This is a genomic window from Stenotrophomonas sp. STEN147 (genome assembly GCF_056757995.1).
The window spans coordinates 33436-54312 of the sequence record NZ_JBRRCG010000021.1; the positions used below are offsets into that span (position 1 = coordinate 33436).

Here is a 20877-nt window from a genome sequence, read left to right on the forward strand (position 1 = left end):
ACGGGCCGCGACGGCGCGGCCCGTCCTGCTGGCAACCTGCAATGAAGAACGCAATGACGACCCGGCGGGCGGACCTGCGCCGCCGGCTGCGGCCGCTGTGGCCGTGGCTGCGCTGGGGAACGGCGGGTCTGCTGACGCTGCTGCTGGTACTGGACGTCGTTTTCCCGCCGCCACTGCCGAAGCAGCGGGACACCAGCACCCTGGTGGTGGCTGCCGACGGCACGCCACTGCGTGCGTTCGCCGATGCCGAGGGCGTGTGGCGCTATCCGGCCTCGATCGACAGCGTCTCGCCGTTGTACCTGCAGGCGTTGTTGACCTATGAGGACCGCTGGTTCTGGCGCCATCCGGGCATCAACCCGCTGGCGATCCTGCGTGCCAGCGGCCAGCTGCTGCGCGGCGGCCGCATCGTATCCGGTGGCTCGACCCTGACCATGCAGGTGGCACGCATCCTCGACCCGCATTCGCGTACCCCGTGGGGCAAGCTCAAGCAGGTGCTGCGTGCCCTGCAGCTGGAAGCGCATCTTTCCAAGCGGGAGATCCTGGCCCTGTATCTGGAGCGTGCGCCCTACGGCGGCACCATCGAGGGCGTGGAGGCTGCCAGCTGGGCCTACCTGGGCAAGCCGGCCGCGCAGCTGTCACATGCCGAGGCCGCGTTGCTGGCGGTACTGCCACAGGCACCCAGCCGCCTGCGCCCGGACCGCCATCCGGAAGCGGCGCAGAAGGCACGTGACAAGGTGCTGGCACGCATGGCCGAACGGGGGGCGTGGACACCGGATGAGGTGGAGGATGCACGCATCGAGAACGTGGTGGCGCGGTCGCTGCGACCGCCGCTGCATGCGGCATTGCTGGCGCAGCGGCTGCATGCGGCACACCCCGGCAAGGCGCGCATCCGGAGCAGCATCGACATCGGCCTGCAACGCACACTGGAAGAGCGCGTGGCCAGCTATTTCTCGAGCCTGCCGGAGCGGACGTCGGCGGCACTGCTGGTGGTCGACAACCAGACCCTGCAGGCGCGCGCCTACGTGGGGACGCTGTCCTTCGGCGACCGCCAGCGCCTGGGTCACGTCGACATGGTGCAGGCCTGGCGCTCGCCGGGTTCGACCCTCAAGCCGTTCCTGTACGCGATGGCGCTGGATGACGGCCTGATCCACTCGGAGAGCCTGCTGGTGGACGCGCCGCAGAGCTTCGGCAGCTACCGGCCGGGCAACTTCGACATGGCGTTCAATGGCCCGATCGGCGCCTCCAGTGCGTTGCGTCTGTCGCTCAACGTACCCTCGGTGGACCTGCTGCAGCGGGTCGGCGCCGCGCGCTTTGCCGCGCGCCTGTCACACGCCGGCATCCAGCTGCGTTTTCCCGCGGGCAGCCCCCCCAATCTCTCGCTGATACTCGGTGGCACCGGCGCGAGGCTGGAAGATCTGGTCGGGGCATTCGCCGCACTGAACCGCAACGGTATCGCCGGCCGCGTGCGCTACTCCGATGACGAGCCGATGATCGAGCGGCGGCTGGCGTCGCCGGGGGCGAGCTGGATCGTACGCGAGATGCTGGAGTCGAACCCGCGTCCGGGGTATGGCGTGGGCACCTTCGATGTGGGAGGGCGCCCCCGTGTTGCCTGGAAGACCGGGACCAGTTACGGCTACCGCGATGCCTGGGCCATCGGCAGCACGCGGCATTACACCGTGGGCGTATGGGTGGGGCGGCCCGACGGCACGCCCCTGCCGGGCCAGTACGGCGCGGTCACCGCGCTGCCGCTGATGTTCGAGGTGGTCGACAGTCTGCCGCGCCAGCGTGGCGATTCGGCGGCGGCACCAATGCCGGCCAGCGTCAGCCAGGGCGACATCTGCTGGCCGACCGGTGAACGCGCCGAAGGATTGCCGCCGGCCGTGTGCCAGCGGCGGATGCCAGCGTACCTGCTCGACGGCGCCGTACCGCTCACGTTCCCCGAGCGCGAAGCCCGGCGTTGGCAACCGGGCCGTCAGCGCTACCTGGCAGATGCACGCACCGGTCTGCGCGTCTCGGCCGATTGTCGTCTGCCCCATGAGGAGGTGGCGCGCGAAATCGCCCGTTGGCCGGCGCTGCTGTCGCCGTGGCTGCCGAAGGCGACCCGGGAGCTGTCGCAGCTGCCGGCGCTGTCACCGGACTGCCGCGATGATGGCCGTGAGGCCAGCGTGGCGCTGCACGTGGACGGTCTGAATGATGGGGCCACGCTGGCGCGCGCGCCCAATGCCGAACACGGTGTGCGCCTGCAGCTGCGCGCGCTGGGCAGCGAGCAGGCAGTGGACTGGCTGCTGGATGGCCGCTGGATCGCACAGACCCGGGGATCTCAGCTGATGCAGCGCGAGTTCGCCGAACCGGGTAGCCATACGCTGACCGCGCTGGCTGCCGATGGCGCGTGGACGCAGGTGCGTTTCAACGTCCTCCGGTAGGTGCCGGCCCACGGCCGGCACGCGGTATCCGATACGCGCAGCGCTATTCCCCGATCCACCCGTCCAGCAGGTCGGCGAACTCATCGGCGTGCTCTTCTTCCTGCGCCAGGATCTCCTCGAGGATGCGCTTGGTGGTCGTGTCGCGATCACCGATGAAGTCGATCATCTCGCGGTAGCTGTCGATGGCGATGCGTTCGGCGACCAGATTCTCGCGGACCATGTCACGCAGGTCGCTGCCCTCCTTGTACTCGGCATGCGAACGCGCGCTCAGCGTGTCCGGATTGAGGTCCGGCTCGCCGCCGAGCTGGACGATGCGTTCGGCCAGCTTGCCAGCATGCGCCTGTTCCTGCTGCGCATGCTCAAGGAACTCGGCCTTGACCGCATCTGCCAGCATCCCCTTGGCGGTGAAGTAATGCCGGTAGTAGCGCAGCACACAGACATACTCGGTGGCGAGGGCGTCGTTGAGCAGCTTGATCACGGCCTTGCGGTCGGCACTGTAGCTTTCGGTGATCGCGCCATCTTCAAGATTGCGCCGCGCGCGTTCGCGCAGGACCTTGCGGTCGCTGATGCCGGGAAGCGGGTGGGCAGACGTGGTGGCGTTGGCTGGCGTATTGGACATGGCTGGCCGTTTCCTCTTGCGGTGGAAGATCAGGTGGGCAGGTGCTCCAGCACGTACTCGGCCGAGGACACCTCGAACTGGCCGGGCTGCTCGATCCAGGCCGCGCGGACGACGCCGTCGTCCACGTACAGGGCAAACCGGCGCGAGCGGATGCCCATCCCCGAAGCACTGGCATCCAGTTCCAGGCCCAGCGCGCGGGTCAGTTCGGCATTGCCGTCGGACAGCATCAGCAGGCCCTCGGGTACGTGCTGGTCAGCGGCCCAGGCCTTCATCACGAACGGATCGTTGACCGCCATGCAGTAGACCTCGATGCCGCGCTGGCGGAACGCCTCGAACTTCTCGACGAAGCCGGGCAGGTGGCGGGCCGAGCAGGTGGGGGTGAAGGCGCCGGGCACGGCGAACAGCACCACTTTGCGGGCGTCGAACAGCGAATGGGTATCGAGCGTCTCGATGCCCTCGCGGATGCGCTTGAGGGTCACTTCCGGAATGCGGTCGCCGACATGGATGGTCATGATGGACTCCTTGCTGGGGCAGGCTAGTGGGCGGGATGGGACAGGGGCGTCAAGACATTGGAAACCCCGCGTGCAGGCCCCATCTTCAGGGGGCACGCGCCAGGGTTCCAGCCACAGCGTGGCGCAGACCGATGGCAGGCGCATTGCGCAGGATCAGTCGGCCTCACCGGGGCCGCACGAGGGGCGGCGTAGCATCGCCGGCGCGTAGAATGAACCCGGGGCGGCGCCACCGGCGCGGCCGAAGCGAATCGAGGTAGCTGGATGGAATTCAAGGATTACTACGCCACCCTGGGGGTGGAACCGAGTGCGGGTGATGCGGAGATCAAGACCGCATACCGCCGGCTGGCACGCAAGTACCACCCGGACGTCAGCAAGGAGGCCGGGGCCGAAGACAGGTTCAAGGCGGTCAATGAAGCCTATGAGGCGCTGCGCGATCCGGAAAAGCGCGCGGCCTATGACCAGCTGCGCGCGCAGGGCTACCGGCCGGGCGAGGAATTCAATGTGCCGCCGAACTACGGTGGCGGTGGCTTCAATTTCGAGGAAGTGTTCGGCGGTGGTGGCCCCAATGGCGGCTTCAGCGACTTCTTCGAGAGCCTGTTCGCCCGCCAGCGCGGTGGCCAGGGACCGGGCCCGGGATTCAGCAGCCAGGGGCATGCACCCAACCGCGATACCCGCGCCAAGCTGTCGGTGCCGCTGGAGGCCGCCTACAACGGCGACAGCCTGCGCATCACCGTCAACGGCAGGCAGCTGGATGTGCGCGTGCCCAAGGGCATCCGTCCCGGCCAGGTGATCCGTCTGGCGGGGCAGGGCAACCACGGCGGCAACCTGCTGCTGGAGGTGGAGTACGCCGCACACCCGCAGTTCGAGGTCGATGGCCGCAACATCCTGTATTCGCTGCAGGTCACACCGTGGCAGGCAGCGCTGGGTACCAGCATCAGCGTGCCCACGCTGGGCGGCGCGGTGGAGCTGAAGATTCCGGCCGATTCCGAAGCCGGTCGCAAGCTTCGCCTGCGCGGCCGCGGCCTGCCGGGCAATCCCGATGGCGATCAGATCGTCGAGCTGGAGATCATTGCCCCGGCCGCCACCGACGAAGCGCAGAAGAAGGCATACCGCAACCTCGCCAAGGCCTTCGGCGAATCAATCTGACGCCCTGTGCAGCGCCCTCGGCGAATCAACCCAGGGGTAGCGCCGGGCCATGCCCGGCGGCTCCTGACCCGCTGCGTTCGCCGGGCATGGCCCGGCGCTACCCGCGCATGCTGCGGCTTCAGCCCTGCCCGGCGAACACCCGCTCCAGCACCTCGGACAGCTCATCTTCCGAGAACGGTTTGGTGATGTAGGCCTTGGCGCCCTGGCGCATGCCCCACATACGGTCGGTGTCCTGGTCCTTGGTGGTCACCAGGATCACCGGGATGTGCCGGGTCGCCTCGTCGCGGGCGAGGGTGCGGGTCGCCTGGAAACCGTTGAGGTTGGGCATGACCACGTCCATCAGCACCAGATCGGGCAGCTCGGCACGGGCGGCTTCCACCCCGGCGGCGCCATCGGTGGCGGTCAGGATCTGGTGCCCGAGCTTCTCGACGATGCGCTGTATCCCCAACAGCTGCGACGGTGAGTCGTCGACGATCAGAATGCGTGCCATGTTGTTCCCCAGGTAATGCCCGCAGTGTAGTGCGGGCGGATTACCGGCGGGAGGGCGGCGCCTGCCGTCCGTCGCCTGCCTGCAACGTTCAGTCGATCCGTACCACCGTGCGTCCCAGCGAGCCGCCGGCCAGCATGCGCTCGAACACCTCCGGCAGCGCCTCCAGGCCGACTTCCGCCGTACAGATCTGCTGCAGATGCTGCGGCTTCCAGTCGTCGCCCAACCGCGCCCAAACGGTTTCGCGCAGGGCGCGTGGCGCGTTGGCCGAAGAAACGCCCAACAGCGATACGCCACGCAGGATGAAGGGCATCACCGTCATGTCCAGCTTCGGGCTGGCGGCGAGGCCCGCGCTGACCACGCTGCCGTAGGGCACGGTCTGCGCCAGCAGGCTGGCCAGCATGTCGCCGCCGGCGTTGTCCAGGCCCCCGCCGAAGCGCCCGGTCTGCAACGGGCCGGTATCGGCCAACGCCTCGCGTGGCAGAACCTCGCTGGCGCCGATGTCGCGCAGGAAGCGGGCCTGCTCCGGCTTGCCGCTGACGGCGTGCACGGTATAGCCGGCGCGGCTGAAGATCGACAGCGCCAGGGCACCCACGCCACCGCTGGCGCCGGTCACCGCCAGCGGGCCCAGATCCGGGGTCTGCCGATTGTCCTGCAGGCGCAGCAGCGCCAACGCGGCGGTGAAACCGGCCGTGCCCAGCACCATCGCCTCGCGCGGGCTGAGCCCGGGCGGCTGCGCGATCACCGCACTCGACTCCAGCCGCACATACTGGCTGTAGCCGCCGTCGCGGGTTTCGCTCAGGCCGCAGCCGGTGGCCAGCACGGCGTCGCCCTCGCGCCAGGCGGGGTCGGTGGAGGCCACGACCGTGCCGGCCACATCGATGCCGCCCACCAGCGGAAAGCGGCGCAGGATCCGGCCCTTGCCGGTGCCGGCCAGGGCGTCCTTGTAATTGACCGAAGACCACCGGGCGCGGATCAGCACCTGCCCGGGGTTGAGGTCGTCGACCCCCAGCCGGGTCAGGCCGCTGCGGTAGCCGGCGTCGTCGCTTTCGATGCGGAAGGCGGTGAACGGGGTGGTGGGGACCATCGGCGTGCCTGACTTCGAGGAAAACGCCACCTTACCCCGTTCGCCCCCTTTCGATCCTGCCGATCCGCCCCATCTTGTATGATCGGTGATGGTTCACGGCTGGCGCCGCGGGAAGGGCCCGCGCCGCAGCCCATATCTTGATGGAGCGTGCATGGCCTGGAATACACCCGGCGGCAACAAGGGCGGACAAGGCCCCGAGGACAATCGACGCGGGCCGTTCGGGTCGCGCGGCGGTGGCAATGGTGGTGGCTGGGGCGGGCTGCCCGGGCCGTTGAAGGATCTGTTCGATGGCGGCATCGTCCGCTGGGTGGTGGCAGCCCTGGTGCTGCTGGTGCTGTTCTCCAGCTTCCAGCTGATCGGCGAGCAGCAGCGTGGCGTGGTGCTGCGCTTCGGCCAGTTCTCGCGCATCCTGCAGCCCGGACCGAACTTCAAGCTGCCGTGGCCGATCGAGTCGGTCACCAAGGTCAACGCGACCGAGATCAAGACCTTCTCGATCCAGGTTCCGGTGCTGACCCGCGATGAGAACATCGTCAACGTGTCGTTGAACGTCCAGTACCGCATCGATGATCCGCAGCAGTACCTGTTCGGCACGGTCGATGCCAACCAGGTGCTGGAACAGTCCGCCCAGAGTGCCGTGCGCGAGGAAGTCGGTCGTGCCGATCTGAACGCCGTGCTGAACAACCGTGGCCCGCTGGCCGCGGCTGCCGAGGAGCGCCTGCAGGCGCTGCTGCGCGCGTTCAAGACCGGCCTGACCGTCACCGGCCTGACCCTGCAGGACGCCCGTCCGCCGGAGGAAGTGAAGCCGGCCTTCGACGAGGTCAACGGTGCGCAGCAGGTCAAGGAACGCCTGATCAACGAAGCCCAGGCCTACGCCGCCAAGGTCGTGCCGGAAGCACGAGGCCAGGCCTCGCGCGCCCGTACCACCGCCGAAGGCTACAAGCAGGCCGTGGTGTCCAAGGCCGAGGGTGATGCGCAGCGCTTCAGCCTGCTGCAGGCCCAGTACAAGGATGCGCCGGACGTGACCCGCAAGCGCCTGTGGCTGGAAACGGTGCAGCAGGTGCTGAGCGAGAACCGCAAGGTGATCGGCGGCGATGGCCGCCAGCTGATCTACGTGCCGATGACCGGCGATACCCGTCCTGCGACGCCGGCCGCCGGCGTGCCGAATCCTGACGTGGTGATGCCTTCGTTGCCGGGTACCACGGCGGCGGAACCTTCCCGTGACCCGGGCCGGCCCACGGGCCGCCCGACCGGGCGACCGAGCGGCCGTGAGGAGGGCAGCCGATGAAGAGTCCAATCTGGATCGCCGTGATCGTGGCGGTGGTGCTGGGCCTGCTGGGCTCGGTGTACGTGGTCCGCGAGGACCAGACCGCCATGGTCCTGAACCTGGGCAAGGTGGTGCGCTCGGACATCAAGCCGGGCCTGCACTTCAAGCTGCCGATCGTGGAAACGGTGAAGGTCTTCGACCGCCGCTTCCAGGTGCTTGATACCGCCCCTGCGCGTTACTTCACCGCCGAGCAGAAGGACGTCAGCGTCGACTTCTTCGCGATCGGCTACATCTCCAACGTGGGTGACTACTTCCGTGCCACCGGCGGCGATCCGCGCATCGCCAATGCCCGCCTGGCACCGATCATCACCGACTCGCTGCGCAACCAGATCAACTCGCGCACCCTGCAGCAGCTGGTGTCCGGCGACCGCAGCGAGCTGATCGCCGAGCAGCTGAAGGGGATCAACGAGGCGGTGGCGGGGCTGGGCATGCAGATGATCGATCTGCGCATCAAGCAGGTCGATCTGCCGACCGACAGCCAGGTCATCAACGACGTGTATGAGCGCATGCGCGCCCAGCGCAAGCAGGAGGCCGCCAAGCTGCGCGCCGAAGGCGAGGAACAATCGCTGACGATCCGCGCCCAGGCCGACCGCGACAGCACCGTGCTGATCGCCGAAGCCGAGCGTGATGCCCAGCGCCTGCGCGGTGAAGGTGATGCCGATGCCGCGCGCATCTATGGCAAGGCCGGTTCTGCCGATCCGGCGTTCTACGCCTTCTACCGCAGCCTGGAGGCCTACCGTGGCTCCATGACCGACGGCAACGGCGTGATCGTGCTCGACAAGAACGACCCGTTCCTGCAATACCTCAAGAGCGATCGCTGAGGTCGCACGCACTACCCACGGGGCCCGGCCAGATGCCGGGCCCCGTGCCATTTCTGGAGTTCCCGATGAAAGACCTGTTCGCGGCCGTGTGCCTGGTCGCGGTGCTGGAAGGCCTGTTCCTGTTCGCGGCCCCGCTGGCCTGGAAGCGCATGGCCGAGCGCCTGCTGGACCTGCCTGGACCGGCGCTGCGCAGCTTTGGCGGCCTGATCCTGCTGGCCGGCCTGAGCCTGCTGTGGTGGGCACGGCATTAGCAGCGGGTCATATTCCTTTCCGCAGGAAAGGGATCTGACCCCGTTTCGGGCCCCTGACCGCTGGGTGAAGCCGTCCGTCGGAAAGGTGGCATCCGACCCCGGAAACCCGGATAATGCACAAAAGCCGGACGGGCCTCCCCCGTTCGGCTTTTTCCGTGTCTGGGCCATCCATCGCCGGCTGCTCCCCGTTTGGAGCCGCCATGACCGCGCTGGCCACCCCCGCCACGGTTTACCCGTCCGCGGCCCCGATGGCCGCAACAAATCGAGGAGCCCGTCATGGGTCAGTCTGTCGTAGTGTTGGGTGCCCAGTGGGGCGATGAAGGCAAGGGCAAGATCGTCGATCTGCTCACTGAGGAAATCGGCGCGGTCGTGCGCTTCCAGGGCGGCCACAATGCCGGCCACACGCTGGTCATCAACGGCAAGAAGACCGTCCTGCACCTGATCCCGTCCGGCATCCTGCGCGACGACGCACTGTGCCTGATCGGCAACGGCGTGGTGATCTCGCCGGCCGCACTGCAGAAGGAAATCGCCGAGCTGGAAACCTCCGGCGTGGAAGTGCGTTCGCGCCTGAAGATCTCCCCGGCCGCGCCGCTGATCATGCCGTACCACATCGCCCTGGACCAGGCGCGCGAACGCGCTGCCGGCGGCAAGGCGATCGGCACCACCGGGCGTGGCATCGGCCCGGCCTACGAAGACAAGGTGGCGCGTCGTGGCATCCGCATCGCCGACCTGCATTACCCCAAGCAGCTGGAAGAACTCCTGCGCACCGCGCTGGATTACCACAACTTCGTGCTGACCAAGTACCTCAACACCGACGCGATCGACTTCCAGAAGACCTACGACGAGGCACTGGCCTTCGGCGAGTACGTCGAGCCGATGAAGTCCGATGTCGCCGGCATCCTGCACGACCTGCGCAAGCAGGGTAAGCGCGTGCTGTTCGAAGGTGCGCAGGGCGCGCTGCTGGACATCGACCACGGCACCTATCCGTACGTCACCAGCTCCAACACCACCGTCGGCGGCGCACTGGCCGGTGCCGGCGTGGGTGCCGATGCGATCGACTACGTGCTGGGCATCGCCAAGGCCTACGCCACCCGCGTCGGCGGCGGTCCGTTCCCGACCGAACTGGACGATGAGATCGGCCAGGGCATCCGCGACCGCGGTGCCGAGTACGGCGCCTCCACCGGCCGTCCGCGTCGCTGCGGCTGGATGGACATCGTCGCGCTCAAGCGCGCCGTGGCCATCAACGGCATCAGCGGCCTGTGCATCACCAAGCTGGACGTGCTGGACGGCATGGAGAAGCTGAAGGTCTGCATCGCCTACGAATACCGCGGCAAGCGTACCGAGTACGCGCCGCTGGACGCGCAGGGCTGGGAAGAGTGCACCCCGGTGTACCTGGAGTTCCCGGGCTGGAGCGAGAACACCCACGGCATCACCCAATGGGATGACCTGCCGCCGGCCGCGCGCGCCTACCTGCGTTCGCTGGAGGAGCTGGCGGGCTGCCCGATCAGCATCGTCTCCACCGGCCCCGATCGCGACCACACCATGGTCCTGCAGGATCCGTTCGCCTGAGGTAGCGCCGGGCCATGTCCGGCGTGGTGGTAACGCTGTTCAATTGAAAAAAGAGCGCCGCGACTCCCGGTGGAGTCGCGGCGCTTCAGTTTGGGCCGGTTTCATCTTTCGGCGGTGGCGCTGTCAAGTACAGCCACGGAAGCCGACACCATGACCGCTCGCAAGACCCCGCCGTTCCATGTTGTTGAGCCCATCAACGACGACGCCAATCCCGCCGACGATCTCAGCACGTTCCAGGGCTGCCTCACCCGCATCCGTGATGGCGAGGGCTCCCATGGCATGTTGTGGCCGGAGGAGAACCTGTCCGACGGACGACGTCAGTCCTTGGCGCGGATCGACCGTGCGGCCGTGGGCATCCTCACCGCGGTGGAGATGCTGCATGCGGCCAACCGTTGCGCCACCATGGCGACGCCGCGCAGGCACCTGGACGAAGGTGGGGTGGAAGGGCTGTTCTTCGCCTGCCGCGAACTTGCCGAGCGGGTCTGCAGAGAAGTCAGGCCGGCCTGACCTCCTTCCGCATGAACTCCGACAGACCGCGCGGGCGTTCCTGGCTGCGCCTGACCGTGCTGGAGGTCGATCCCACGCTGGCCGGGCGGGCGGCCTCGGTGGAACTGCTGCCACCCTTGGATGTGCTCAAGCTGACCGAACTGGACTATGTGGCTGTGGCCGTTCTTCTTCCGGCAGCCCCTGGCACTGCTGTTACTGCTTGCCGGTGGCGGGCTGGCGACCGCCAGCATCGCGCTGCGGCGGTGGCGACGCCGGCAGCGCCGGGCCATGCCCGGCGGGGTACTTGTCAGAAACCCAATACGGGTAGGATCGTGCCCAAATCGGGCATCACTGCGACTGGCTCTGCCACGCGGCACACGCGCTAGCCTCCCGCGTGCAACAGCGGGTACGGATTGATCGATTCCCCCTTCCACCACTGCTTCTCCGGCCCCAGCACGTGCACTTCGAAATGCAGGTGCGGGGCCTCGGCGCTGGCGTTGCCGGTGCTGCCTACGTAGCCAATCACCTCGCCGCGCTTGATCACCTGCTTTTCGGCCAGGCCATCGGCATAGCGTTGCAGGTGGGCGTAGTAGTAGCACCAGTGCCCGCTCGGCTCGAACTGGTAGATCGTCAGCCCCCCACGCTTGCTGTCGAACAGCTTTTCCACCGTCCCATCGGCCACTGCCAGCACCGGGGTTCCTGCGTCGGCCATGATGTCGATTGCATCATGCACGCGCCCTTCGCTGCGGGCATCGGTGAAGGTATCGCGCAGCTGCGAAGGCAGTACGCCCTGTACCGGCAGCAGCAGGCCGCTTGGCGCATCGGTGGCGGTGGCGCTGGACGGCGGCACCGCCGTGGGAGCCGCAGCGCGCACACGCGGCGTTGCAGCCGCAACCTCCGGCGCCGCAGCCACCGCAGGTGGTGCTGCAGGCCGGGCAACCGCTACTGGCTCACCCGCATCGCGGCGCAGCCACCAGCCCATTCCCACACCCACCAGCACGCCCAGCACGATCAACTGCGAAAGTCGCATCGGCTCACTCCTGCATCACCACGGGGACGGAGGTATCCACCGCATCGGCCACGCGCAGTGCATCCCAGTTGGTCATGCGCACGCAGCCATGCGATTCGGTCTTGCCGACATGCCCGGGTACCGGCGTTCCGTGCAGGCCATAGTGGGGTTTGGACAGATCGATCCAGACCCGGCCGACCGGATTGTTCGGACCGGGCGGCAGCGTGGCCTTCTTCTCGCCTTTGCGCGCATCCCAGAACAGCTTGGGGTTGTAGTGGAACGGCGGGTCGCGATGGACGCCGAGAATCTTCCATTCACCGATCGGCAGCGGATCGTGCTGGCTGCCGGACGAAACCGGCACCTGTGCGATCACCTTGCCCTGCGCATCCAGCAACTGAAGAGTGGAATCGGACTTGTCGACCACGATCTTCGCCGCCTTCGGCAATGCCGCGGGGGCGATGTTGGGCACCTGGATGCGGCTGCCGGCCTTGGCCAGATCGACGCCGGGGTTGAGCAACTTCAGAAGGGCGGGGGACGCGTGGAAGCGTTCACCAAGCGCTTCCTCGACGCTGCTGTAACCCAGCGACTTCAGCTTTGCCTGTGCGGCGGGTTTCTTGGGAATGGACTGGAACGGACCGGCAACATCCTCGGCCGTCAGCGTGTAGCTGGCCAGCGGCGCGATCGTCTCGGCCTGGAGAGCCTCCCAGGTGCTGTCGTCCAGCTCTCCGCTCACCGTCAGGCCGTGTGCCGCCTGGAAGCCGGCCACGGCCCGATGCTGGTTGCTGCCGACTTCACCGTCGATCTCGCCCGGGGAGAAATTGGCGCGATCCAGCAACACTTGGGCGTGCAGCGGCGAGCGGGCCGCTGTATCGGGTCCGGCCTTCTCGGCAATGGGCTCCGGCAGCTGGGCCGGCGGCGGTACCTGCGCGAAGGCGGGCGACACCAGCAAGGACAGGGCGAGCAGGGCGGGGCGGTACACGGGCATGGAGATCTCCGGCAGATGGCAGCTCCACCCTGCCCACAGAGGCTGCGCAGCCTCCGTGAAAGCAACCTGATGCCGGCATGAGCAGGGCAGCCCCGGCGTGGCTCAGGCCCTTGTCGCAGAAGTAAGGGGCGGGGCCTCACCAAGGTGAACGGCTGCCGACGCCCGTGCATGTTGCCGATCAAGATTGCCGGTGGCGCGGCCGATACGGGCGCATCCCCCCGTTTTGGATGTACCCATGGATTACTTGAGGAATGTCAGGGTTGCCTGGCGTCTTGGGCTGGGCTTTGGCCTGTTGCTGCTGCTGGTCGCCGCCGTGGTGGCCACCGGCGCCACCGCCAGTGTCGTGCAGAAGCGCGCGATGCAGCAGGTGGTCGACGTCAGTGTGGCCAAGGTGCGTCTGCTGTCACAGATGCTCGATGCCAACAATCAGATGATGGTGGTGCGCCGCGAAATGCTGATCCGCGAGGGCGAAGACCGCGGCAGCGACGAGAAGCGCATTGCCGACCTGGTCAAGCGCTACGAGGCGAGTTGGTCCGCCTACCAGGCCCTGCCAGGCGATGCCGAGGGCAAGGCCATCGCTGAAACCATCGCGGCCAAGCGCGCCCTTGCGCGCCCGCTCAACAAGCAGACCAGCGAACTGATGGAGCAGGGCGATTACCCCGCTGCCGTGGCACTGACCCTGGGGCCGGTGCAGGACGCGGCCAACGGCTGGAACAAGGCGTTGGCCGAGGGAGTCGACTTCGAAGAGAAGGAAAGCCGCGATGCGGCCGCCGAGGCGATCCGTCTGGGCGAACGCAGTCTGCTGCAGTTGCTGGCGCTGGGAGGCGTGGCCCTGCTGGTCGGCATCGCCGCCTCGGTGATGATCGGTCGCAGCCTGACCGGTCCGCTGGCACGTGCGGTAAACCTGGCCGAGCGCCTGTCCAAGGGTCAGCTGGACCAGGAGTTCCGCCTCGGCGGCCGTGACGAGCTGACCCGGCTGGGCGAGGCGATGGCCAGCGTGCGGCAGAGCGTGCAGGCCGCCATCGGGGCGCAGATGCACATGGCCGAGCAGCACGAGGCGGGTGCGATCCGCTATCGCATGGACGCCAGCGCGTTTCCGGGCGATTTCGGGCGCATGGTGCAGGCCACCAACAGCCTGGTGGAATCACACGTGCAGGTGGAACTGCTGATGGCCGAGGTCATGCAGCGCTATGCCATCGGCGACCTCAGCCGCGACCTTCCGGACTATCCCGGCGAAAAGGGTACGCTGACCCGCACCCTGGCCGCAGTGAAACAGAGCCTGCTGGCAGTCAACACCCAGATTGACGACCTGGTCCGCGCGGCACGCGCCGGAGATTTCAGCGTGCGTGGGGATGCCAGTGCGTTCCAGTATCAGTTCAAGGCGATGGTCGAGCAGCTCAACGGCATGATGGCCAGTTCGCAGGCCAGCATCGCCGACGTCTCCGATGTGCTGCGCGCGATCTCCGGGGGCGACCTCACTGCGCGCATGGACGGTCACTACGACGGCGTATTCGCCCGCATGCGCGACGATGCCAACACCACCACGGCCCAGCTGACCGGCATCGTGCGCGGCATCCAGGACGCTGCCGACAGCATCAACACTGCCGCGCAGGAGCTCGCCGCCGGCAACAGCGACCTGTCGCGCCGTACCGAACAGCAGGCCGCCAACCTGGAAGAAGCGGCGGCATCGATGGAAGAACTGACCTCGACCGTCCGCCAGAATGCCGAGCTGGCCCGCCAGGCCGACAGCGAGGCACACGCTGCCGGCGCGGCGGTGCGGGCCACCGAACAGGCAATGGCACAGATGGCATCTGTGATGGGGGAGATCGATCAGTCCTCGGCGCGCATCTCGGAAATCTCCACGGTCATCGATGGCATCGCCTTCCAGACCAACATCCTGGCCTTGAACGCTGCGGTGGAAGCTGCACGCGCGGGTGAGCAGGGCCGTGGCTTTGCCGTGGTCGCCAGTGAAGTGCGCACCCTGGCGCAGCGTGCGGGCATCGCCGCCAAGGAGATCAAGGAACTCATCGAAGAGGCGGCAGGCAAGGTGCAGAGCGGCCTGGCGGTCACCGTCGAGTCGGAAGCGGCCATTGCCCGCCTGGCACAGGCGAGCGCACGCACCAACCAGCTGATGAGTGACATCGCTGCGGCGAGCAAGGAACAGGCGGCCGGCATCGAACAGGTCAACCAGGTGGTGGTGCAGATGGATCAGGTGACCCAGCAGAATGCCGCACTGGTGGAAGAAGCCACTGCCGCCAGCCGCGCGCTGGAAGAGCAGGCCAATGCGCTGACCGCGTCGGTCGCGGTGTTCCATATCGAGCAGAGCGGTGCAGTCCGCGCGGTGGCAGCACGCGCGGCCTGATCCACGCCAGCCCGTCGCCTCATGACGGGTTCTCCCCTGCGTCCTGCGGCACCGTGGAGTATGCCGCAGGCCGGTGGTCTACCGCGCGGCACCTTTTTCGGCGATGCTCGCTGAAAAGGGGAGCGGGCATGGACAACAGGGAACCGGAAGGGACCTATGGCGATGTGCCGCGGGTGCAGGGCATCGAGGTGGCTGCGGCGCCACCGGAGCCGGCAGCAGCGACCGACTGGTCGATGCTGCCGCTGACCCGTGGCGATGATGACTCGGTGGTGATGCAGGCGCTGTCCCGCATGCGCCGTGAGCCCGCACTGCTGTTCACCACCGCCTATCTGCTGGTGTCACTGCTGGGGCTGTGGTGCAGCTTCTGGTTCTACCGGGGATTCGAGCTGTCGATTCTGGATTACATGCAGCCCAGCGATTTCCTGGTGGCCGGCATCCGTGACCCGGCCTATGCACTGCTGCTGGCTGCGGGCGTGCTGCTGGTGCTGCTGGTGAGCTGGCCGGAAACGCTGCGGATGCGCAATGCGGCCAAGCTCGAGCAACTGCGCGCACGCAACTGGGCATGGCGGGCGGTGCTCATGCGCTCGGTACTGACCAGCTGGGAGGGCGTAGGTCTGCGGCCGCTGACGGCGATGACCCTGGCCGTGGCCGCATTCATGGCCATCGGCGCGGCCAACTACGTGCAGGTGCGGGGGCAGCAGATCCGCAACGAGGAACGTGGGGAAGTGATCCGCCTGCAGTTGAACGGCGATGCGGCACCCTTGCCCGGCACCGCGCGCCTGCTGGGCTCCAGCAGCGCATTCCTGTTCGTCTGGTGGCCGCAGCAGCGACGGGCCGAAGCGATTCCGATCGCTGCGGTGCGCAAGCTGCAGGCGGTGGCCGTGACGGCACCCGCGCCCAAGGGCCGGGCCGGCGATTGACTGAGCCGTGGCGCCGCCGGGTGCTGATGCTGCCCCGCGTGCGCCACGTCACCGTGCAGGGCCGCAGGCACCGTGTGCCCGCTGCGCTGCCGGGTGCATCTCAACCGCCTGCGCGGGTCCGCGCGGCCTTCTTCGCGGCGGTCGAACGTGCCGCCTTCTTTGCCGCCCGGGTTGCCGCTGCCTTCTTCGCGGCTGCACTGCGCGTGCTGGCGGTGGACTTCTTCGCGGGCGCCTTCTTCGCGGCTGCCTTCTTTGCGACCTTCTTCGCCGCCTTCTTCGCAGTTTTCTTGGCGCCCTTGCGGGCACTGCCACTGCGCTTGCCTCCCCCATCCTGCTTGTTCACGGTGGCCCACGCGATGCGCTCGGCGGTGCTTTCACTGGCACCACGCTCGCGCTCGCTTTCCTCGATGTGTTCAGCCTGGCGCTTCTGCTTGTCGGTATAGGCGGATTTGTCTCCACGGGGCATGACACGTCTCCTTGCAGGCGATGGGGGTGAGGCCGTCAGGCCAGTTGCCGCAGCTTCGGTTCGCGGGCCCACTGGCGGGTGGCGGCGACGGCGAGGAAAGCGCCGGCATCGCCCGCGTCGACGATGCCTGCGTCCTTGCCGACGCGCGCCGCCTTGAGCAGCACCTGGCCGCCTTCATCGCTGCCGATGGCCTTCAGGTGTGCCCACGCGGTGCTGGCAAATTCCAGCCCCGCGCTGTCCCTGGAAAGCCGCTTGCCGGCTTCCTCGCTGAGCACGATCGCCACCGCATCGAACACCGCCGATGGAGTCCCCGCCAGTTGGCCGTCGGCCGCCTGCACCTTGCCGTTGCTCAGGGTGGCGCCGCCCACCTTGGGAGCCACCAGCTTCACCGCCGCGCCAGCCTTCTCGGCGGCCTTGCGCAGGCTGCTGATGACACCGGCATCGGAGCCTTCATCAAACAGGATGCCGATGCAGCGCCCTTGCAGGGTGGGTTTGTTGCGGCCAATCACGCGGACTTCCGGTGCGGGGGGCATGTCCTGTGCCGGCGTAGCAGTGGGCGCCGGGTCGGGCAGGGCGGGCAGCGCCAGTCCTTCCGCCACCCGCTGCGCGAGGGTTTCGTCGATGTTGCGCAGGTGGCTGACGGTACGAACCCGCACCTTCAGCGTTTCCACCTTGGACAGCTCGAACACCAGTGCCGAGGCCAGATGGGCCTGCTCGGGTGCTTCCAGGCTGCGGAAGAACATCCGTGCCTGGCTGTAATGGTCGGCGAAGCTCTCGGCACGCGTGCGCCCCTTGCGTCCGTCATCCGCGCTGGCATGGCTGCGGAATCCGGCCGGTGTCTCGCGCGGGCTGTCGTCCTCCAGCGAACTGGGGTCGTAGGCCACGCGGCCCTTGGGCACCTGCATCTGCATATGCCCATCGCGCTGGTGGTTGGCAAACGGGCACTTCGGCGCATTCACCGGGATCTGGTGGAAGTTGGGTCCGCCCAGGCGGATCAGCTGGGTATCCAGGTAGGAGAACAGCCGGCCCTGCAGCAGCGGGTCGTTGCTGAAGTCGATGCCGGGCGGCACGTTGGCCGGGCAGAAGGCCACCTGCTCGGTTTCGGCGAAGAAGTTGTCCGGCCAGCGATCCAGCACCATGCGCCCGATCACCTTCAGCGGCACCAGCGATTCGGGAATGATCTTGGTCGGGTCCAGGTGATCGAACGGAAATGCGTCGGCCTCCTCTTCCGTGAACAGCTGCACGGCCAGTTCCCATTCGGGGAAGTCGCCACGCTCGATCGCCTCGAACAGGTCGCGCCGATGGAAATCGTTGTCCGCGGCCTGCAGCTTCAACGCCTCGTCCCATACCGTGGACTGGATGCCCAGCTTCGGCCGCCAGTGGAATTTGACGAAGGTGGAGTCGCCGGCCTCGTTCAACAGGCGGAAGCTGTGCACGCCGAAGCCTTCGATCATGCGCAGCGAGCGTGGAATGGCGCGGTCGCTCATCGCCCACATGATCATGTGCATCGATTCGGGCATCAACGAAATGAAGTCCCAGAACGTGTCGTGCGCGCTCGCTGCCTGCGGGAACGCGCGGTCCGGTTCCATCTTCACCGCATGCACCAGGTCGGGAAACTTCATTGCGTCCTGGATGAAGAACACCGGGATGTTGTTGCCCACCAGGTCCCAGTTGCCTTCAGGGGTGTAGAACTTCACCGCGAAACCCCGCACGTCGCGGGGGGTGTCGACCGACCCGGCACCGCCGGCCACGGTGGAAAAGCGGGTGAACACCGGCGTCTTCTTTCCGACTTCGCCAAGGATGCGCGCACGGGTGTACTTGGCCAGCGAGTGATTAAGTTCGAAATAGCCGTGAGCGGCGCTGCCGCGGGCATGCACGATGCGCTCCGGGATGCGCTCATGGTCGAAGTGGGTGATCTTCTCGCGGAGGATGAAGTCCTCCAGCAGGGTGGGGCCTCGTGGGCCCTGGCGCAGCGAGTTCTGGTTGTCGGCGACGGGGATGCCCTGGGCCGTGGTCATCGGCGGGTGCGTGCCGCCGGCGTGCAGGTGCAGTTCGTCGCCGTCGCCACGGCGATGGTCGGGGGAGGGGGCGGGTGCGCGCTTGCCGGTGGGCTTGCTGGCGGCCATGGGTCCAGGTCCTGTAGCGGGGAAGTCAACCTCTACCCTCGCTCGCCAGACGTTAAGCCCCGGTCCCGCGCAGGTGATCGCGCGGACAAGGGCGCCTCGGCTATGCTTGGCGCATGCGAGTCGAGCCCGCCGACATCGAAGCCCTGTTCGACGCCATCCCGGACGTGCTGTTCTTCATCAAGGACCGCCAGGGCCGTTACACCCACGTCAACCAGACCATGCTGCGGCGGCTGGGCCTGCGCGCGCGCAAGGACGTGATCGGGCGTACCGCGGCCGAGATCTACCCGACCGGCCTCAGTGCGGACTATGTCGACCAGGACGCACGCGTGTTGTCCGGCGAGGTGATCGAGAACCTGATGGAGCTGCACCTGTTCGCCAACCGCGAGCCGGGCTGGTGCCTGACCTGCAAGCGGCCGCTGGTGGTCGATGGCAGCATCGAGGGCCTGATCGGCATCTCGCGCGACCTGGGCCAGAAAGACAGCCTGGGAACCCAGTACGAGCAGCTGCGGCTGGCCCTGGCCCATCTCAACGCGCACTACGCCGAGAACGTGCGCATGCAGACGTTGCTGGACATCACCGGGTTCTCGCTGTCCAAGCTGGAGCGCAGCTTCCGCAAGGTGTTCCAGATGACCCCGCAGCAGGTGCTGACGCGGCTGCGGATCCAGATGGCCATGCATCTGCTGCATGGCGACGACAGCATCGCCTGCATCGGCCAGGCCTGCGGGTTCAGTGACCAGAGCGCGTTCACCCGCAAGTTCAAGGCCGAAACCGGTTTCTCGCCGCGCGCCTACCGCGCCCGCATCGGCGAGCCGGCGCTGGCCTGAGCGGCCTGCTGCACTGTGCCTATCCCCACAGGCGCGGGACAGGGTAAGGTGACGCCCCTGTAGCCGCCGCCCACTCCTGCCGATGCCCGCCAGCCCCGTTACGCCTGCCTCGCCCTCCCGCCTGGGCCATTCGCTCAAGCCACGCCAGCTGATCATGATGGGGTTGGGCAGCGCCATCGGCGCGGGCCTGTTCCTGGGGTCCGGTGTGGGCGTACAGGCGGCCGGCCCGGCGGTGCTGGTGTCGTACCTGGTGGCCGGCGCACTGGTGATCATCGTGATGAACGCACTGGGCGAAATGGCGGCGGCCAAGCCGACCAGCGGCGCGTTCTCGGTCTATGCCGCCGACGCCATGGGCGCCACGGCAGGGGCCACTGTCGGCTGGCTCTGGTGGGTACAGCTGGTGATCGTGATCGCCGCCGAGGCCGTGGGAGCGGCGGGTCTGCTGGCCACGGTCTGGCCTGCCATTCCGGTGCCGATGGCCGCCCTGGCGTTCATGCTGTTCTTCACCGCGATCAACCTGCTGGGGGTCCGGAATTTCGGTGAGTTCGAGTTCTGGTTCGCCATTCTCAAGGTGGTGGCGATCCTGGCGTTCATCGCCATCGGTTTCGCGCTGCTGATGGGCTGGCTGCCGCAGGTGACCTCTCCGGGACTGAGCAATTTCACCGCGCACGGCGGTTTTGCACCGCAGGGCCTGGCCGGCATCGGCGCAGCCCTGCTGGTGGTGGTGTTCGCCTTCGGCGGCACCGAGATCGTGGCCGTTGCCGCGGCCGAGACCGAGGATCCCGAGCGCAGCATCGCCCGCGCCATCCGCACCGTGGCCTGGCGCATCCTGGTGTTCTACATCGGCTCGCTGAGCGTGATCATCGCGGTGGTGCCGTGGACCAGCGAAGCGCTGAAGTCGCCGTTCGCTGCGGTGCTGGATGCGGCCCGCATCCCGGGGGCGGGCACGGCCATCACGCTGATCGCAGTGATCGCCCTGCTGTCGGCCCTCAACGCCAACCTCTACGGCGCGTCGCGGATGATGTATTCGCTGGCGCAGCGCCGCGAGGCACCGGCCGTGCTCGGCTGGACCGACCCGCGGCAGGTGCCGGTGATCGCCGTTCTGGCCAGCGTGCTGTTCGGCTTTGCCGCGACGGTGATGGAACTGCTGTTCCCGGACAAGGTGCTGCCGGTGCTGCTGAACATCGTCGGCTCGACCTGCCTGCTGGTGTGGACGCTGTCGCTGCTCTCCCAACTGGTGCTGCGCCGCCGTGCGGACCGCCTCGGCTCGCGCCTGCCGTTCCGCATGGCCGGTTTTCCGTGGCTGACCTGCTGCGCCCTGGCGATCCTGGCACTGATCTTCGGCCTGCTGCTGAGCGAGGCGCATACGCGCCTGCAGTTCCTGTCGATGGTGGCCCTGACCGCCACGATCGCGGCCGGCAGTGCCATCGCGCGCCGCATGCGCGAGGCCTGATCCCGTA

Annotated in this window: 19 protein-coding genes; 11 read left to right on the top strand and 8 right to left on the bottom strand. The window is 67.6% G+C overall.

Annotation, left to right across the window (positions count from 1 at the left end; translation table 11 throughout):
• Positions 1-41 precede the first annotated feature (41 nt).
• Positions 42-2423: a penicillin-binding protein 1C gene (gene pbpC, locus ACVOKU_RS16665; RefSeq protein ID WP_481560429.1), complete on the top strand. Its 2382-nt coding sequence runs from the start codon at positions 42-44 to the stop codon at positions 2421-2423.
• A gap of 43 nt (positions 2424-2466) precedes the next feature.
• Here the strand turns inward: pbpC and ACVOKU_RS16670 are convergent, their stop codons facing one another.
• Together ACVOKU_RS16670 and ACVOKU_RS16675 are read right to left on the bottom strand one after the other, a co-directional pair.
• Complete coding sequence (locus ACVOKU_RS16670) at positions 2467-3042, bottom strand: ferritin-like domain-containing protein (protein WP_053518636.1); 576 nt, start codon at positions 3040-3042, stop codon at positions 2467-2469.
• Between the two features lie 29 nt (positions 3043-3071).
• Positions 3072-3554 carry a peroxiredoxin gene (locus ACVOKU_RS16675; protein ID WP_065182640.1) on the bottom strand — a complete coding sequence of 161 codons (483 nt, stop codon included), beginning with the start codon at positions 3552-3554 and terminating at the stop codon, positions 3072-3074.
• 261 nt (positions 3555-3815) lie between these two features.
• Here ACVOKU_RS16675 and ACVOKU_RS16680 point away from each other — a divergent pair, with 261 nt between their 5' ends.
• A complete protein-coding gene (locus ACVOKU_RS16680) occupies positions 3816-4700 on the top strand; it encodes a DnaJ C-terminal domain-containing protein (RefSeq protein WP_053518631.1) in 885 nt (294 codons plus the stop codon).
• A gap of 118 nt (positions 4701-4818) precedes the next feature.
• Here the strand turns inward: ACVOKU_RS16680 and pilH are convergent, their stop codons facing one another.
• The gene (pilH, locus tag ACVOKU_RS16685; protein ID WP_053518630.1) at positions 4819-5190 is read right to left on the bottom strand and encodes a twitching motility response regulator PilH; all 372 of its coding nucleotides are present in this window, start codon (positions 5188-5190) and stop codon (positions 4819-4821) included.
• Positions 5191-5278: 88 nt separating this feature from the next.
• Positions 5279-6274: a YhdH/YhfP family quinone oxidoreductase gene (locus ACVOKU_RS16690; RefSeq protein WP_053518628.1), complete on the bottom strand. Its 996-nt coding sequence runs from the start codon at positions 6272-6274 to the stop codon at positions 5279-5281.
• A 151-nt stretch (positions 6275-6425) separates the two neighbouring features.
• Here ACVOKU_RS16690 and hflK point away from each other — a divergent pair, with 151 nt between their 5' ends.
• From hflK to ACVOKU_RS16715, 5 genes are all read left to right on the top strand, one after another.
• Positions 6426-7559 (top strand): FtsH protease activity modulator HflK, encoded by a 1134-nt coding sequence (gene hflK, locus ACVOKU_RS16695; RefSeq protein WP_481560430.1) that lies wholly within the window; start codon positions 6426-6428, stop codon positions 7557-7559.
• Positions 7556-8419, top strand: coding sequence for a protease modulator HflC (gene hflC / locus ACVOKU_RS16700; protein ID WP_053518623.1), 864 nt, complete (start codon positions 7556-7558; stop codon positions 8417-8419). The genes hflK and hflC overlap by 4 nt, the downstream gene beginning before the upstream one ends.
• Before the next feature lie 65 nt (positions 8420-8484).
• Positions 8485-8670 (top strand): DUF2065 domain-containing protein, encoded by a 186-nt coding sequence (locus ACVOKU_RS16705; protein WP_053518621.1) that lies wholly within the window; start codon positions 8485-8487, stop codon positions 8668-8670.
• Between the two features lie 276 nt (positions 8671-8946).
• The gene (locus ACVOKU_RS16710; protein ID WP_053518619.1) at positions 8947-10239 is read left to right on the top strand and encodes an adenylosuccinate synthase; all 1293 of its coding nucleotides are present in this window, start codon (positions 8947-8949) and stop codon (positions 10237-10239) included.
• Between the two features lie 150 nt (positions 10240-10389).
• Positions 10390-10746: a hypothetical protein gene (locus ACVOKU_RS16715; RefSeq protein WP_481560431.1), complete on the top strand. Its 357-nt coding sequence runs from the start codon at positions 10390-10392 to the stop codon at positions 10744-10746.
• A 361-nt stretch (positions 10747-11107) separates the two neighbouring features.
• Here ACVOKU_RS16715 and ACVOKU_RS16720 read toward each other — a convergent pair whose 3' ends face one another.
• Positions 11108-11755: a M23 family metallopeptidase gene (locus tag ACVOKU_RS16720; RefSeq protein ID WP_481560432.1), complete on the bottom strand. Its 648-nt coding sequence runs from the start codon at positions 11753-11755 to the stop codon at positions 11108-11110.
• Positions 11756-11759: 4 nt separating this feature from the next.
• Complete coding sequence (locus ACVOKU_RS16725; protein ID WP_128988002.1) at positions 11760-12719, bottom strand: L,D-transpeptidase family protein; 960 nt, start codon at positions 12717-12719, stop codon at positions 11760-11762.
• Between the two features lie 235 nt (positions 12720-12954).
• Between ACVOKU_RS16725 and ACVOKU_RS16730 the strand changes: the two genes are divergently transcribed.
• Positions 12955-15081, top strand: coding sequence for a methyl-accepting chemotaxis protein (locus tag ACVOKU_RS16730; RefSeq protein WP_481560433.1), 2127 nt, complete (start codon positions 12955-12957; stop codon positions 15079-15081).
• Between the two features lie 128 nt (positions 15082-15209).
• Complete coding sequence (locus ACVOKU_RS16735) at positions 15210-16001, top strand: hypothetical protein (protein ID WP_481560434.1); 792 nt, start codon at positions 15210-15212, stop codon at positions 15999-16001.
• 100 nt (positions 16002-16101) lie between these two features.
• On the opposite strand, the gene ACVOKU_RS16740 is transcribed toward ACVOKU_RS16735, so the two are convergent.
• A complete protein-coding gene (locus tag ACVOKU_RS16740) occupies positions 16102-16467 on the bottom strand; it encodes a hypothetical protein (RefSeq protein ID WP_481560435.1) in 366 nt (121 codons plus the stop codon).
• Between the two features lie 35 nt (positions 16468-16502).
• Positions 16503-18593, bottom strand: a complete 2091-nt coding sequence (locus ACVOKU_RS16745; RefSeq protein ID WP_481560436.1) for a catalase — start codon at positions 18591-18593, stop codon at positions 16503-16505.
• Positions 18594-18706: 113 nt separating this feature from the next.
• Between ACVOKU_RS16745 and ACVOKU_RS16750 the strand changes: the two genes are divergently transcribed.
• Positions 18707-19417 (top strand): AraC family transcriptional regulator, encoded by a 711-nt coding sequence (locus tag ACVOKU_RS16750; RefSeq protein ID WP_053519032.1) that lies wholly within the window; start codon positions 18707-18709, stop codon positions 19415-19417.
• A gap of 82 nt (positions 19418-19499) precedes the next feature.
• The gene (locus ACVOKU_RS16755; protein WP_065174823.1) at positions 19500-20870 is read left to right on the top strand and encodes an amino acid permease; all 1371 of its coding nucleotides are present in this window, start codon (positions 19500-19502) and stop codon (positions 20868-20870) included.
• Positions 20871-20877: the final 7 nt, after the last annotated feature.